At 42.6% G+C, this 16132-nt stretch carries 14 protein-coding genes and 2 riboswitches; of the genes, 5 read left to right on the forward strand and 9 right to left on the reverse strand.

Features of this window, described 5'->3' with window-relative positions; genetic code table 11:
* Positions 1-7: 7 nt before the first annotated feature.
* Both GFC30_RS17165 and GFC30_RS17170 read left to right on the forward strand, forming a co-directional pair.
* Positions 8-148 carry a hypothetical protein gene (locus GFC30_RS17165; protein ID WP_169806994.1) on the forward strand — a complete coding sequence of 47 codons (141 nt, stop codon included), beginning with the start codon at positions 8-10 and terminating at the stop codon, positions 146-148.
* The gene (locus tag GFC30_RS17170) at positions 145-300 is read left to right on the forward strand and encodes a hypothetical protein (RefSeq protein WP_169806995.1); all 156 of its coding nucleotides are present in this window, start codon (positions 145-147) and stop codon (positions 298-300) included. The genes GFC30_RS17165 and GFC30_RS17170 overlap by 4 nt, the downstream gene beginning before the upstream one ends.
* Before the next feature lie 121 nt (positions 301-421).
* Here the strand turns inward: GFC30_RS17170 and GFC30_RS06150 are convergent, their stop codons facing one another.
* Positions 422-2191, reverse strand: coding sequence for a B12-binding domain-containing radical SAM protein (locus tag GFC30_RS06150; RefSeq protein ID WP_066323368.1), 1770 nt, complete (start codon positions 2189-2191; stop codon positions 422-424).
* Between the two features lie 183 nt (positions 2192-2374).
* Here GFC30_RS06150 and GFC30_RS06155 point away from each other — a divergent pair, with 183 nt between their 5' ends.
* Together GFC30_RS06155 and GFC30_RS06160 are read left to right on the forward strand one after the other, a co-directional pair.
* Complete coding sequence (locus tag GFC30_RS06155; RefSeq protein ID WP_066323369.1) at positions 2375-4606, forward strand: PAS domain-containing sensor histidine kinase; 2232 nt, start codon at positions 2375-2377, stop codon at positions 4604-4606.
* Positions 4578-5078: a methylated-DNA--[protein]-cysteine S-methyltransferase gene (locus GFC30_RS06160; protein ID WP_066323370.1), complete on the forward strand. Its 501-nt coding sequence runs from the start codon at positions 4578-4580 to the stop codon at positions 5076-5078. The genes GFC30_RS06155 and GFC30_RS06160 overlap by 29 nt, the downstream gene beginning before the upstream one ends.
* 236 nt (positions 5079-5314) lie before the next feature.
* On the opposite strand, the gene GFC30_RS06165 is transcribed toward GFC30_RS06160, so the two are convergent.
* The 8 genes from GFC30_RS06165 to GFC30_RS06200 form a co-directional block, all read right to left on the reverse strand.
* Positions 5315-5770 carry a chemotaxis protein CheX gene (locus GFC30_RS06165; protein WP_238583548.1) on the reverse strand — a complete coding sequence of 152 codons (456 nt, stop codon included), beginning with the start codon at positions 5768-5770 and terminating at the stop codon, positions 5315-5317.
* Positions 5771-5865: 95 nt separating this feature from the next.
* Positions 5866-6864: an ABC transporter permease gene (locus GFC30_RS06170; RefSeq protein WP_066323371.1), complete on the reverse strand. Its 999-nt coding sequence runs from the start codon at positions 6862-6864 to the stop codon at positions 5866-5868.
* Positions 6857-8353: a sugar ABC transporter ATP-binding protein gene (locus GFC30_RS06175; protein WP_066323372.1), complete on the reverse strand. Its 1497-nt coding sequence runs from the start codon at positions 8351-8353 to the stop codon at positions 6857-6859. The genes GFC30_RS06170 and GFC30_RS06175 overlap by 8 nt, the downstream gene beginning before the upstream one ends.
* A complete protein-coding gene (locus tag GFC30_RS06180) occupies positions 8350-9477 on the reverse strand; it encodes a sugar ABC transporter substrate-binding protein (protein WP_066323373.1) in 1128 nt (375 codons plus the stop codon). The genes GFC30_RS06175 and GFC30_RS06180 overlap by 4 nt, the downstream gene beginning before the upstream one ends.
* On the reverse strand, positions 9464-10531 hold the full coding sequence (gene mtnA, locus GFC30_RS06185; protein ID WP_066323374.1) for an S-methyl-5-thioribose-1-phosphate isomerase: 1068 nt from the start codon (positions 10529-10531) through the stop codon (positions 9464-9466). The genes GFC30_RS06180 and mtnA overlap by 14 nt, the downstream gene beginning before the upstream one ends.
* Before the next feature lie 445 nt (positions 10532-10976).
* The gene (locus GFC30_RS06190) at positions 10977-12260 is read right to left on the reverse strand and encodes an IS110 family RNA-guided transposase (protein ID WP_066322282.1); all 1284 of its coding nucleotides are present in this window, start codon (positions 12258-12260) and stop codon (positions 10977-10979) included.
* Positions 12261-12369: 109 nt separating this feature from the next.
* Complete coding sequence (gene mtnK / locus GFC30_RS06195; RefSeq protein ID WP_066323375.1) at positions 12370-13578, reverse strand: S-methyl-5-thioribose kinase; 1209 nt, start codon at positions 13576-13578, stop codon at positions 12370-12372.
* Between the two features lie 65 nt (positions 13579-13643).
* A riboswitch (SAM riboswitch) is annotated at positions 13644-13743 on the reverse strand.
* A 98-nt stretch (positions 13744-13841) separates the two neighbouring features.
* Entirely contained in the window at positions 13842-14639 is a 798-nt protein-coding gene (locus GFC30_RS06200) for a carbon-nitrogen family hydrolase (protein ID WP_066323376.1), read from the reverse strand.
* Between the two features lie 100 nt (positions 14640-14739).
* Here GFC30_RS06200 and GFC30_RS06205 point away from each other — a divergent pair, with 100 nt between their 5' ends.
* Complete coding sequence (locus GFC30_RS06205) at positions 14740-15909, forward strand: pyridoxal phosphate-dependent aminotransferase (RefSeq protein ID WP_066323377.1); 1170 nt, start codon at positions 14740-14742, stop codon at positions 15907-15909.
* A gap of 95 nt (positions 15910-16004) precedes the next feature.
* A riboswitch (SAM riboswitch) is annotated at positions 16005-16112 on the forward strand.
* Positions 16113-16132: the final 20 nt, after the last annotated feature.

Genomic DNA, 16132 nt, shown 5'->3' on the forward strand with positions numbered 1-16132 from the left:
GATAAACTTGACGAACAATGCATTTCCAGTAGCAACCCTTCGCGAGCAATCGCTAAAAAAATTACAGCAACTCGAAAAAACGTTGCGGGAAGAAACGGGAGAAGAAATCGTATTGATTGCATACCATCGCAAGGAGGAAACGAAATGAAGCGAAAAGTGAAATACAATGCAGCTGAAAACAACAATAAAACACCGACCGAAAATTTGCCAGCATCAGAAATCGTTGCGCAATACGCTAGTGATGAAGAAATGATTCGTGGCGCAAACCGAAATTCGAAAAAAGGGCGGCAAGGGGAATGAAGAAAAAACAACCGCGAGCACCTCGAGAAGAGTTTTCAGTTGAAACAGGGGATTTAAATGCCCATCAGCTGCTTATGTTAAAGGAAGAAACAAAACGAAAAAAGAAAAAGTAGGGGCCTCCCTACTTTTTCGTTGGCTGTGCAAATAAAGAAAACGGAGCGGAAAAGATCGCCGTTTTTAGCTGAATGGGGTCGAAATAGGCGACCATGACAGTTTTCGTGTTCTGCACTTCTTTTGTTTTTAAATAATGACCTATATCTATTGGAATGATTTCCATGACGGTATGTTTAAACAATTCTTTCTCCTCTAATTCAAGTGCCGCAAACGCTTCTCCAAGTACTATCGGACGTTCTAAAAGCTGGCGATAAATAGCCGTCCGTTCTTCTTTCGTCGCTTTTTCTTCCCACCACGGCTTCCGCGGTTTATGTTTTTGATTTTTTAAATAGTCGTATTTCATTAATGCTTCAATAGTCGGTACTTGTTCGATTTGTTTTGATTGTAAAAATGCATATAAACGGCGGAATAGATCTTCGAGCTGATGGCCGATGCGCGCCCATCCTTGTTCGTCCCAATACGTACCAAACGCTTGGAAAAAGTCAAACGGCGTTGGAAAGACGTGTGTCACTAAATAATCAATCGTTTCGTCCATACGATGGGCATTCCAATACTTTTCTAGTACATCTTCCACTTGTTTAATACGCGTAATATCGTCAAACGAAAGTACGTTATTTTTTAACACCTCATATGGCGCGTGGTCCATAAACACATACCCATATTCCGACGCACGCAGGCGAAGTCCTGTCCCGCGCAACATTTTTAAAAAGCCAAGCTGCAACTCTTCTGGACGAAGGGCGAATACATCGTTAAACGTTTTCCGAAACGACGTGTAATCTTCTTCTGGAAGGCCAGCAATTAAATCAAGATGTTGGGCAATTTTTCTACCTTGTTTGACCATCGTTACGGTGCGTGTGAGTTTTTCGAAATTTTGCTTGCGCATCACAAGCCGGTTCACTTCATCGTTTGTCGATTGAACGCCAATTTCAAAGCGAAACAGTCCTGGCGGCGCTTCTTTATTTAAAAACTCAATCACTTCTGGGCGCATAATATCTGCCGTAATTTCAAATTGAAACACCGTACCCGGTACATGTTCGTCAATTAAAAATCGGAACATCTCCATCGCGTAGCTGCGGCTAATGTTAAAGGTGCGATCGACGAACTTAATCGTTCTTGCGCCATGCTTCATTAAATAACGAATGTCTTCTTTTATTTTTTCTCTATCGAAATAGCGTACGCCAACCTCAATGGAAGATAAGCAAAATTGGCAGCTGAACGGACAGCCACGGCTCGTTTCAATGTACGCCACCCGTTTTGCTAAATGAGGAATATCTTCCGCAAATCGAAACGGCGATGGTATGTCGGCGAGATTGAGTTTATTTCGTTGTGGATTAATGATTATTTTCCCTTCTTCGCGAAACGCCAATCCGTGTACTGCATGGAAATTGCGTGTCCCACTTAACTGAATTAACAGTTGTTTAAACGTCTCTTCTCCTTCGCCGATTACGATAAAATCAAATGCATCGATAGTTTCGAGCCATTCACGCACGTCGTATGACACTTCTGGACCTCCGACGACAATCGTGATGTGCGGGTTAATTTTTTTCAGCATGTTGCACACTTTTATCGTTTCTTCAATATTCCAAATATAACAACTGAATCCAATAACATCTGGTTTTTTTTGATAAAGGTCGGTCACGATGCTCATCGCTGGGTCTTTAATCGTATATTCCGCAATATCCACATCAAATTGCGGCTGGACATATGCTTTTAAATAACGAATGGCTAAGTTTGTATGAATATACTTCGCATTTAACGTTGCGCAAACAATTTTCATTGTAAAAAACCCCTTTAATATAATAAGCGTCAACATTTTAGTATAACATAATATATAAAAAAATAAAATAAACTAAGAGAATGGGATGTTTTCGGAAAATTTTAAAATATATAGCAGGAGTACTTCTTTTTCTGGCGAATATATATTGATTGTTGATATTATGCAGATGGAGGAGGAATGATAATGAGCAACAGCCTTTCTCCTAGTGAAAAACAAGAATTAATCGTCAATGTGAAATCATTAGAAGAAGAAAACCGGCGGTTGAAAGAACAATTAAGTGGTTATGCGATTATTTTTGAACGATCATTAGATGCGATCATTATTTTTGATAAAAATGGCGAATTTGTTGAGGTCAACGAAGCAGCATGCCATTTGTTTGAGATGGAAAAGGAAGAATTGGTAGGAAAGCGTTTTCAAATGTTTCTTGAGTTAGTCCCTCCCGATATTTTATTATTTCAGCAATCAATGCTACATAAATTTGGTTCTTTTAGCGATGAGTTGATCATTAAATTAAGGGATGGGAAAATTAAACATATTGAATTTTCAATGAAAAAAGATGCGTTTAATCGGTTTGATTTGGCGATTATGCGCGACATTTCCGGGCGTAAGGCACTGGAACGAGAGAGGATTATTAACGAATTTTTATTTAAAGACGTATTTAATCGTGCGGTCGACAGCATCGTCATTTTTGACGAATTTGGTCGGTTCATTGATGTCAATCCAGCGTTTTGCATGAGTTTAAACTTAGAAAAAGAAAAGCTGCTTCATCTATCGTTTCAACAATTCGTCGCAAGGCAATGCAAAGACGATTTTGTGCAATTACTTGTGGAATTGAAAGAAAAAGGAACCGCCAAAGGTGAACTATCGCTTGCTCGGTTCGATGGAACTATCAAAATGTTTGAGTTAACGATGACATCGAACATCTATAGTGGGTTTTATATGGCGATTATGCGCGATGTAACCGAAAAGAAAAATATGGAAATAAAGCTACAAAAAAGTGAAGAACGGTTTCGCGCCATTTTTGAACAAGCCCATGAAGCTATTTTGATTTGGAATGATAGCGGACACATTCTTAATGCAAATCCGGCAGCGAGTCGTACGTTTGAGTTGCCACTCAATTTACTTGTTCGGAGAAATTTATTTGATTTTATTGAGTATGATGAAAAAGTCCACGATGTGATGGAGCAATTTCGGAAAACAGGTGAAATTCGCAATGAATTAACGTTCCATATGCCGAACGGGGAAGATAAGCAGTTGGAATTCACGATGAAACAGGGGGTCATTGACGGCTACCATTTAGCTATTTTCCGCAATGTGACAGAAAGAGGAAAGATGGAAAAAGAACTGCAAGAAAGCGAGCAAAAATTTCGCAGCATTTTCGACCATTCGATGAACGGCATTTTACTGTGGGGAGAAGAGTATCGAATTTTAGATGTCAATCCAATTGCTTGCGACATTTTTCAAATGCCGAAGAAACAGTTGCTTGCGCAGTCATTTATTACATGCATTCCAGAAAAAGAGCGGAAAGTGTTTGATAAACTCATTAAACAGTGTGAGCAGCTCGGCGAAGCGTACGGGGAAATGACAGTGTTAACAAAAGAAGCGGAGCAACGAACGATTGAACTTTCGCTGAAAAAAGAAATTATTGCTGGCGTTGGCATGATGATGCTTCGCGATGTGACGGAAAAGAAAGAGCTCGAATGGCAGCTTCGCAAATCGGATACGTTAAACGTTGTGGGAGAATTAGCCGCTGGCATTGCTCATGAAATCCGCAATCCGATGACAGCGTTAAAAGGGTTTATCCAATTGTTACAAGGTAGCATAAAAGATGATTATTCAATGTATTTTGATGTAATTATGTCGGAATTAAAACGGATTGAGTCCATTATTACGGAGTTTCTCGTATTGGCAAAGCCGCAAGCAGTGCAATATAAACAAAACGACGTATGCAAAATTATGAAAGATACGATTGACTTAATTAGTGCGCAGGCGATGATGCATAACGTGCAAATTATTTCCGATTTTGAAGAAAAGCTTCCACTTCTTTACTGCGAGCCGAACCAATTGAAACAAGTGTTTATTAATATTTTAAAAAACGCAATCGAAGTGATGCCAAAAGGCGGCGATATACACGTGCGCATTCAAAAAATAGGAACCGACTATATTCGTATTTCTGTTGCAGATCAAGGATGCGGCATTCCGCAAGATAAAATAAAAAAACTAGGCGAGCCATTTTATACAACAAAAGAGCGAGGGACTGGACTTGGATTAATGGTTAGTTATAAAATTATTGAGGAGCATCAAGGGAAAATTGATGTTGACAGCGAAGTAGGTATTGGAACGACTTTCCATATTACATTGCCAATCGAACGGGTGGATGCAGACGATGAAGAGACGGGAGTATACAATATATAAAGCAAATGAGTTTGGCGATATTTATATCATTTCCGATGGCGAAGCGATTGTTCATGTCGAGCTATTTGCAGACGGTTGGGAAAAGATGAATAATCCATACGAATTAGTAAAAAGCGACGCCCTGCTATTACAAGAAGCGGTAAAGCAACTAGACGAATATTTTCACAGGAAGCGAACCGTGTTTCAATTGCCAGTGAAATGGGAAGGAACACCGTTTCAACAAAAAGTATGGCAAGCGCTTTGCGACATCCCGTATGGTGAAACGGCGAGTTATAGCGATATCGCTCAAAAAATCGGCCATCCGAAAGCAGTTCGTGCCGTTGGGCAGGCAAACCGTGCCAACGAGCTAGCCATTATTGTCCCGTGCCATCGCGTTATCGGAAAAAACAATGCGCTAACAGGGTACGCTGGAAACCGAACGGATGTGAAAGAAAAGCTCCTCCAGTTAGAACAGCATTATAGAAGCGGATAAAAAAACTAGAAGCTACGTTGCTTCTAGTTTTTTTATAAGGTAAGAAAGTATACAATTTTGCGATTGGGTATAGAGCTGTCTAGCTCCAAGCGCCACCGGTGTGATACGCTCCGCCCCTTCTTTCGGCGGCGGCACATGAAGAAACTTCAGTGATTTTGCCCACGCAGAACCAAGCCATGCTTTGTTTGAGCTCTCCTCGGTGGGGGATAGGTGGGCGCTTTGCGCTTTTCTTACTTTTACTCATTCACGGTGACAATCACGTGTAACGTCCCTTTCTCCTCTACGTTCACTGGAACGAGAATCGCTTTTTGAAATCCTTTGACGCTTGTTTCACCAACGAGCAATGTCGGGGGAGTAATGTCCATGATTAATTGCTGGCTTGAGGCGTGTGTTACCAGTTGTCCAGCGATCATATTTCCTAGTTCACACGTAAATGACTCAAGCATGTCGCCTTCTAGCATCATTCCGTACATCATTTGGCTAATTTGTGAAAATAAAGACACAGTGCCCCCAATGACCAATTGACCATGAACTTGACCCGTTATTCCGATTAAAACAGACAACGAAGACTGGATCGAATTCGCTGTATAAAGCGACGGCTTTCCAATCTGAATGCCTGCCGGAATGACCATTTTAATGGAGTGAATCGTGCTGTTTAATAGCTGTGTGAGCACTGTAGTCATCATCGTCATCCAATGGTTCCCCCATTCATACGAATACACGCATCGTGTTATGCTTTTATCCTATCATATCATAAATAGTTTTGTAAGCCGATGGGGAAACATTCCTATTTCTTATGGATATGGGATAACGCAAGCGCACCTACTAAAATACCCCCTTTTACAATATCTTGAGCGTAGTACGGTACATTCATCATTGTTAATCCATTCAAAAGGACACCGATTAAAATCGAGCCAAATAGTGTACCGATGACATTTGGTTTTCCTGCACCAAACACGGAAAATCCGATGTACGCCGCCGCAACTCCATCCATCAAAAAGGACGCTCCTGCGGATACTTGTCCTGTTCCGATGCGTGAAGCAAGAACAATCCCCCCTAGTGCGGCGAAAAAGCCACTAATTACATATGCGTAAGTACGATAGCGATTCACAGGAATTCCAACAAGTCGTGCCGCTTCCTGATTTTCTCCAGTCATATAAAACAGCCGCCCTGGTTTTGTATATGTTAAAAATAGATGGGTAGCAATGACGACTACTAGCATCAGTAAAACTGGAAATGGTACGCCAGCTATCTCCCCTTGTCCGATAAACAGAAAGGAAGGTATAAATTTTCCCGGAGCTGTTCCACCATCAGGGAGTGGCATGTCATTGTATATGGAAAATCCTTTCGTATAGGTTAGTTGAATCCCGTTGATAGCATACATGGTTGCCAATGTAGCAAGTAAGTCAGGAAGTTTTAGCTTAACGATAAGTAAAGAGTTTAATAGACCAACCGCTACCCCTAACAACATAGGAACAAGTAATGTGACCAAAATTTCTTGGCGATACAACACTAGTGAAGCAGCACTAGCGATAGTTGCTAGACTTACCGTAGATCCAACTGATAAATCAAATCCGTTTACGATAAGAGAAAAAGTAATGCCGATAGCAACAAGGGTTACAATTGAAATAGAACGCAAAATATCACTAAAATTTTCATACGTTAGAAACCGATCAAGTGTTACGCTAAAGTATGCTACCACGCCAAAAATAGCAAGAACAGTGCCATTTTTATATAAAAAATGCAGGGGAGAGCGTTTCCTAGTTGCAAGTGCCAGCTTAGTCATCTTCACCACCTCCGCTACTATAATAAATCAGCTGTTCGTAGGATACTTCTTCTGCTGCAAAGCGATTAACTAATTTCCCGTTGACCATGATATAGATGGTATCAGCGATATCAAGTAGTTCTTGAAATTCGCTTGTGAAATACAATATTGTTTTCCCGGATTGCGCAAGTGAGCGCAACAATGAAAATACTTCCCACTTTGCATTCACATCAATTCCTTTGGTAGGCTCATCAAAAATAAATACTTCCCCATTTGTTTGTAACCATTTTCCAATCACAATTTTTTGCTGGTTGCCTCCACTTAAGTATTTTACGGGTACATCATCGTCAGGGGGCTGGATATGTAACGTTTGAATTAATTGTTTCGCTAATTCTCTTTCTTTTTTTCGACGTATCCATTGCCATTTTGTTAGTGAAGGTAGTAGGCGTACCGTTAAATTTGTACGTACTGTTTCATTCATAAATAGCCCTTGTTTTCGGCGTTCTTCTGGAATAAAACAAATGCCGGCAGCAATGGCTTCTTTTGGTGAAGAAAACACATATCGTTTTCCATGAATAAACCATTCGCCTTTCGTTTTTGTATATGCAAATATGCTTTCTGCTAATTCCGTTTTTCCAGCTCCAACTAATCCAGCAATTCCTACAATTTCTCCTTGGCGAATTTGCAAATCCACTGTTGTGTTTGTTTTGGAAATGTGTAGTTGTTTTACTTCAAACGCAATTTTATCGCTGTACGTCCGTTTTTTGTTTTTAGTTTGTGGAGAAGGACGACCGATCATATAATGAACCATTTCTTCCACCGTCAAAGATGACACATCCCCAGTATGAACAACCGTACCGTCACGTAAAATAGTAACACGATCACAAATTTCTTTTACTTCTTTTAGTTTATGAGAAATATAGATGAACGATACACCTTGAGCTTTCAAGCGATTGATAATAGTAAAAAGACGTGTTGTTTCTGTTTCGCTTAATGCCGCGGTCGGCTCATCTAAAATAATATATCTAGCCGAAGAAAAAAGAACTTTCGCTAAAGAAATCAGTTGTTTTTCGTGCAAAGTGCATTCATGGACGAGCGTTTGTAGCGAAATGGTTAAACCGATTTGACGTAGCAATTGTTCAGCTTGTTGTTTTTGTTTTGTGGGAGAAACAAACACCTTCCCGTTGGAAATCATATCTTCCGCAATAATATTCTCGTATACAGGAAGGAAAGGAAAAAGGACCGCATCCACTTCTTGAGCAACTAGGCCAATCCCTGTTTTTTTCGCATCAGAAGGAGAAGAAAACGTACAGTCCATTCCATCAATCGTAATAGTTCCTTTATCAGGAATCAAATCTCCAGCTAAAATTTTCATTAATGTACTTTTTCCAGCCCCGTTCATCCCTAAAAGGGCGTGAACTTCTCCCTTTTGGACATGGAAGTTCACGCCGTTTAATACGGTTACATTGCCGAACGATTTATAAATGTTTTTCATCGAAAGACCGCTCATTTTTTCTTCCCCTGCTCTTCCAATGATTTCATCCATGGAGAGATTGCAACGTTCGATTGTCCCCAGCCTGTAATATATTGATGTAGTTCTCCCATTGAAAGTTGTTTGTTTGGCAAATCAGCCTTTTTGACTAAATGGGGTTCGAGGGAATAAATATTTGGTGTGTTTTCTCCTGCAATTTTTTGATATGCAAATCGAACTTGAACGCGACCGACTTCCGCTGGATCGGTTGCAGTTGTCGCAACCCAAGGGCTATTTGGCTGTTGGATCATTTGCAAATCTTCATCGCTTAAGTCAATTCCGTAAACTTTAATTTCAGATCGTCCTGCTTGTTGGATCGCCCGTGTGGCTCCTTTGGCGAATTCATCCCATGTGGCAAATACGGCAGCAATATCTCCTTTGTTTGGATATTTTTTTAAAATTGCCTCCATTTGTGTTTGCGTATCTAATGCTGTGTTGGCGCTTGCCGTACCGAATTTAGCCACTTCTTTAATATTTGGATAACGCTTTTTAAATGCATCATAAATAACATGTCGTCGTTCCATCGGGGTGAATCCTCCAACCCAGATGGTCACGATGTTTCCTTCTCCATTCAGATCTTCAGCCAATGTTTTTAACGTTTTCCAAGCGAGGCTATAATCATCTTGGTCAATAACTGTCACACCTGGAAGGTTTAAATCGTTATCGAAAGCCACGATAGGGATTCCGCGGGCTACTGCCTTTTCAACAGGACCTTTTAATGCGTCAGCCCGTCCGTGATCTAATAGGATAGCGTCAACGTTTTGTGTAATGGCTGTTTCTACGTATGAAGCCATTTTTGTTAGATCATTGTCAGCGTTATAGATTTGTACGTCCCCACCGAATTTCTCGACTTGTTCTTTTATACCAGAAATGTACTGGGATGAAAAAGTACCAATCGACATTTGCATAATAGCAGCAATTTTTATTGGTTTTTTCAGTTTTTCTGGAATTTCCGTTTGTTCGGCGGATGCAGCTGATGATTGTGTCGATGTATTTTCTTGCTTTGGTTGTTTCGAACTTACTGCGTCTTGTTCATTTGTGCAACCGCCTAGAATGATGGAGAATAATACTGCAACTATAAATGCAACATTAAGTCGTTTCAATGCTTTCTTCCTCCTTAAATAGCGCTGGTAATGCCGTTTTATAATTGCCGCGAATGATTCCTTTTTCCGTAATAATGGCAGTAATTAGCTCGTTTGGCGTGACGTCAAATGCTGGATTGTAAACGTTGACGCCTTCAGGAGCGATTCGTGTTCCCGCGAGATGGGTCACTTCTTCTGGATTTCGCTCCTCGATCGGAATATCATCCCCTGTTTTCGTTGACAAATCGATTGTTGACAGTGGGGCAGCGACGTAAAACGGGATGCCAAATGATCTAGCGAGCAACGCAAGGCCGAATGTTCCAATTTTATTCGCAGTGTCGCCGTTTGCTGCGATTCGATCAGCCCCAACGATGACAGCGTTAATGTGCTTTGTTTTCATTGTTTGCGCTGCCATGTTATCGGTAATAAGCGTGACATCAATGCCCGCTTGCATTAGTTCCCACGTTGTTAGCCTTGCGCCTTGTAGTACCGGCCGCGTTTCTGATGCATAGACATGAAGATGGACGCCTTTTTCTTTTGCAAGATAAAATGGCGCAAGCGCTGTTCCGTAGCGAGCGGTGGCGATCGAACCGGCATTGCAAATCGTCAACACGCGGTCTCCTTCTTGAAATAATGACAATGCGTATTCGCCAATCGCTCGGCACGTATCTTCGTCTTCAACTTGAATACGAATTGCTTCGTGAATGAGCGTGGTTTTTGCTTCATTTACCGATGTAGCTTTTGCCACGCTTTTGACAAGGCGGTCGAGCGCCCAAACTAAATTGACCGCGGTTGGGCGGGCGCTCGCTAGATAAGTACGGGCTTTTTGGAGTTGTTTTTGAAATTCAGCGATCGAACCGTTGTACTGTTGAGCAGCGAGCGCAAGTCCATAAGCGGCGGTCATTCCGATGGCTGGCGCCCCACGCACTTTTAATGTGGCGATTGCGTCCCAAACATCTTCTAATTCTTTTAATTCTAAATATTCAGTCTGAAAAGGCAGCTTTTGTTGATTTAAAATGGTAATCGATGTTTCATTCCATTCCACCGAACGGGGAATGAAAAGCAATTCAGCCATATCGTTCTTCCTTTCGTTTCGTAAGTATTAGCTAGACAGTGCGTATGTTTTCATCGTACTACTCCCTCTAGAAATGTTGATATATCAAGGTTTCTTGGCATCTTAGGGGTGCCAAAAAAATATTTTTCGACAAAACTCATTACATACTTTTTCATTTTTGTTGATATCTAACAATCCATGGTGCGCTTCGCGGTCACTGCTGGGTATTTTTTTCTGCAGTGGATGGATGTGTATGTGATGCACCTTGGATCTCTGCATAGCTGATGAGGACGAACCCTCCCATGTCTCTGGGCATCCTTGTGCCTACATTCCTTCGTTCGGTCTCTTCACCAGGCAGAGGCCGGCTAAGCTTTCTTAGGGACTCGAGGTCGAATGTATAAAATCGTGCCAGCTTCTCCGTGTCATCTGGTTGTTTAGACAGTTTTTCTTGTCAAAGGAGGCGGCTCTAGGCTGCCTGTGCTTGAGTGGAGGAGAAGATATCTTGCATCATTCGTTCCTCATCAAATGCTTGTTGTTTCACACAAACCGCGTATAGAATCTTCAATAGCTTGCCACATAACACCACAATGGATTGCTTCTTACGCAACGGATTGACGGGACGTGTCGTATAGTACTCGTGCAACGTTCGGAACGCCTTGTTATGGCGGATGAGTGGTATCATCACCCGAAAGAGAAGGGCGCGTAGCCGTCTTCGTCCTCGCTTCGAGATTCGTTTTTGCCCCTTGTGTTGTCCAGACGAGTGTTCTTTCAACGTCAAGCCCGCTAATTTGATCAATTGCCGCGGATCTTGGTACTGATGAAAACTCCCGATTTCCGACAACAGTTCAATGATCGTCGCCTCTCCTAGCCCCGGAATCGTTTGGAGCCATTCATATTCGACCGTCGTTTGTGCAAGGGCAGTTAACTCTTCCGTCAACGCTGCGATCTCTTGTTCCAATTGGCGATATCGGCGGACCAACGTGGCGATTTCGATACGGGCCATCTGTTGTCCTTCCGTGATGCCAATCGAATGGCGAGCCATCTCTAACAGCTTTTGCACTTTCGGTTTCTGTGGGCATTTTAGCGCCTCGCTTTGCCGATAACGCTCCATGAGCCCCTCTATCGTCTGACTTGCGATGTCCATCGGAAATGGCGTTTTTTCTAACACCACCAATGCCATTTTGCCAAACGACGGAAACACCTGCACAAACTCAGGGAAGTACCGATCCAGCCAACGAATCATTTGATTGTGGACGGCATTCCGTTCCTTGATTAATGACTCTCGAAACGTACTTCCTGCCCGCAATTCCGCCTCCACCTCATGGAGAATACGTGGATAGCTAAAACGTCCGTCTTTGACCAGTCTTGCGATGACTAGGGCGTCTTTGGCATCATGCTTCGTTGGCAAGTTGTCGTCGAGTTCTTTCGACCGTTTGACGTGCATCGGGTTAACCATCACCAACGGGATCCCTTTTTCCTCGAGGAAGTAGGCGAGGTTCAACCAGTAATGTCCGGTCGGTTCGATTCCGACGATCACTTCCGTTTTGCCAAACTCCCTCATCGCCTCTTGGATCAACGCATAGAACTGTTCAAATCCGAATCTCGACTGGAACACCGGAAACGACTTTTTCAGTACCCGACCTCGTGCGTCCACGATCGCTGCGTAATGTTTTTGCTTGGCAATATCCATTCCAATCACTAATGTTTGATCGGTGACTTGTTCAATTTTGCGATTTTGTGTACAATTCATAGTAAGTCCTCCTTGGTTGGATGATAGGTGTTTGTTGGTACCCCTGCATCATACCAAGAGGGCTTTTTTCTTTCAAGTCCCCCAAAACCTTTCTAACAGGAATGCTTTCTTATGCTAAGTGCCCTTCACTGACGGTTGATGTTTGAGCGAACGTAGCAAGAATATGTTGCGCGCTCCGAAGGGAATAGCGGTGCAAAATAAGTGCTCTGCCAAGTTGAAGGGCACGTCGTTTTGCTTCAAGGCGCCTTTGTTTGTCAGAAATTCCATCAAGGTCAGCGACATGGGCTAAGCCAATCGTTCGGCGAATGACTTCACAGCCGGCAAATCCAACAGCATCGACGAAAATCGTGTGCAATATGTCTTGCAACCAGCCGTTTGTTTTCGCGTACGGCTCGACATTATGTTGTTCCCAAAGACGTGAGAAGACTGTCGAAAAAACATCCCACGTTTTTTCGATATGATACAATATCGGCGCTTGTTCATGTTCTTTACGGGACAACGCATTTAACAATAAATTAGCGAAAAACTGCCCGATGTCAAACCCAAACGGGCCATAAAACGCAAATTCCGGGTCAATGATTTTTGTTTCTGTGTCGCTTGCAAAAATGCTCCCTGTGTGGAGGTCGCCGTGAATAAGCGCGTCTGCCTCCGTTAAAAATTTCCGTTTCAATTTTGCGGTTTCGAGATGAAGCGTTTCATCATTCCAAAGCGCTTCTACATCATGCCGAAGTTCTGGTTCAAAATTGTTCGTTTCATGATCAAAAAATGGATCGGTAAATACGAGATCTTCGGTAATTTTACACAACTCAGGGTTGACGAACTGTTGCACAAGCTGCTTTTTTTGCTGTTGATTCATTCCAAAATCCGACGTATAAAACAACGTTTTCGCGATAAATTCACCGATATGTTCGGAAAGAAGCGGGAATGTTTTCCCTTCGATTAGTCCTTTGCGAGCAATTTGCAAATGCGACAAATCTTCCATTACCGTAATCGCCAACGATTCATCCGAGTAATAAACAGTTGGCACATATTGCGGTACATAGCTAGCAAACGTGCGCAAGGCGTTGCTTTCAATGATAGCCCGTTTTAACGTCAGTGGCCAGCTTTCCCCAACCACTTTTGCATATGGCAGCGCTTGTTTAATAACAATTCCTTTTCCTGTTCGCTGGTCGACGATACGAAAAACAAGGTTTAAGTTCCCATCGCCAATTTCTCGACACGTTAATGGAGTGCCTTCTGGAAAAATACCGAGCCGGACAGCTAAAGCAACAGCGCTGCTCTCCGTTAGCGGTTCATAAATAGATTTAGACATCGTCATTCCTCCCTAATCTAAAATAAAAAACCTCTTTCGCTTTCGAAAGAGGTTTGAAGTTCGCTTCGCACCTCTTATCTCTCAGCGTATCGCTGCAAGAATTAGCACCGTGCGTCATCGCCGGTTGCCGGGCTTCATTGGGCTCGTCCCTCCGCCTGCTCTTGATAAGAGTGTTATCGTTATTTGAATGTTGAAAACAATGTGAAAGTTTAGTTCATTCGCTTGATTCGAATCATACATGGCATTGGTTTGTTTTGTCAATATGTTTTTTAAAAAATTTTTTCTGCTCTCACGTAAGCTGCAAGACGGCGATCTTGGAAAATGGGGATTTGGCTTCGCACTTCGTTTACTTTTGCTAACTCGATTTCGCCAATTAACGAGCACGGTTTTTCGCCTGCTTCGACAACGATGTTCCCCCACGGGTCAATGATGAGAGAATGACCAGCAAAGACGTTGTTTGGATCCGCTCCTGCTCGATTGCACGCGACGACATAGCATTGGTTTTCAATCGCCCGCGCTTGTAAAAGCGTTCGCCAATGAGAAAGGCGAGGAAGCGGCCATTCCGCCACAACAAAGAGCACGTTTGCTCCTTGAACGGTATGGGCGCGAATCCATTCCGGAAAGCGAATGTCATAGCAAATAACGCCTGCACATAACGTACCATCTAGCGTAAAAAACCCTGTTTCGTCCCCAGATTGTAAATACAAATGTTCGTCCATTAAGCGGAAAAGATGGAGTTTGCTATATTCCCCTACGATATCTCCTGCTCGATTGACTACATACATCGTATTTGTAATTCCATTTTTTGTTTTTTTGGCGATAGAGCCGGCAACGATGTTTACGTTGTATAATTGGGCTAATTCCGACACAAACGCTTTCGTATCTTTCCCGTTTTCGTCGGCAATCGTTTGCAAGTTCGGTAAATCATATCCAGTCGTCCATAATTCAGGAAGAACGACAACATCTAGTGGGTGATTGTATATTTGTTCTAATTCGTGTTGAACCCGCCGTTTATTTTCTGCTGGGTTGCCAAAGGCAATATCAAGTTGCAGGCATGCTATTTTCACTATCTTTCTCCCCTTTTGAAAAAATGTACTTTACAATTTATTCTTTACGATATATGATGTTTGACTAGAATTTCAAGAATTTTTTGAGTAGGTGGAGCCATTGAAATTTACCCAATCGGATTTACTAAATCGTCTTCCAACCCAGTTTTTTGCGTCGCTCGTGAATAAAGTGAGCAAAGTGATGGCAGAAGGACATGATGTTATCAATTTAGGTCAAGGAAACCCAGATCAGCCGACGCCACGGCATGTTGTCGCAGCACTTCAAAAAGCAGCTGCCAATCCAAAATACCATAAATATTCCCCATTTCGCGGCTATTCGTTTTTGAAAGAAGCAGTGGCGACCTTTTATAAACGAGAGTATGGGGTAACGATTGACCCCGAAAAAGAAGTGGCTATTTTATTTGGCGGTAAAGCGGGGCTTGTCGAAATTCCGCAATGTTTATTAAATCCGGGCGATGTTGTGCTCGTCCCAGACCCAGGCTATCCTGATTATTGGTCAGGAGTGGCACTTGCTAGAGCAGAAATGGTGATGATGCCGCTCTTAGCAGAAAACGGCTTTTTGCCAGACTACGACGGTCTGAAAGGAGAAGTGGTTCGGAAAGCAAAATTAATGTTTTTAAACTATCCGAACAATCCAACGGGTGCGAAGGCGACAGAACAATTTTTTGAAAATACGGTTTCGTTTGCGGAAAAGCATAGCATTTGCGTCGTACACGATTTTGCATACGGTGCAATCGGCTTTGATGGGCAAAAACCAATCAGCTTTTTGCAGACGAAAGGAGCGAAAGAGGTCGGCATTGAAATTTATACGTTTTCGAAAACGTATAATATGGCTGGCTGGCGTATCGGCTTTGCAGTCGGCAATGAAAGCGTGATTGGAGCGATTAATTTGCTGCAAGACCATTTATATGTCAGTTTGTTTGGTGCGATTCAAGAAGCAGCTACAGTGGCACTTTTAGAGTCACAACAATGTGTCCATGAACTTGTTGCGATGTATGAATCGCGTCGCAACACGTTCATGCATGCGCTGCGTGAGATTGGCTGGAACGTCGCAGCACCTTCAGGCTCGTTTTTCGCATGGCTTCGGGTGCCGAACGGCTGGACGTCTGAACAGTTTGCTGACGTGCTTTTAGAGCGGGCGCACGTCGCTGTAGCTCCGGGCGTCGGATTCGGAGAACACGGTGAAGGATATGTGCGCACAGGGCTGCTTACAAGCGAAGAAAGGCTTCAAGAAGCAGCAGAACGTATCGGACGACTGCAACTTTTTTAAAAAATGATTGACAAATTCAGAAAGTGCTGTCATAATTCGAATTAAATTTTAAATTTGCAAACAAAAATTTTCCCGAAATAAAATAAATACTAGCATTCTTATCAAGAGTAGGCGGAGGGACGAGCCCGATGAAGCCCGGCAACCGACTTAACAGCTGTTAAGCACGGTGCTAATTCTCGCAGCAATGCGCTGAGAGATAAGAAGAGACGAACGACTGAGCCTC

Origin of the sequence: Anoxybacillus amylolyticus (genome assembly GCF_001634285.1) — a bacterium.
Taxonomy (GTDB): Bacteria; Bacillota; Bacilli; order Bacillales; family Anoxybacillaceae; genus Anoxybacteroides; species Anoxybacteroides amylolyticum.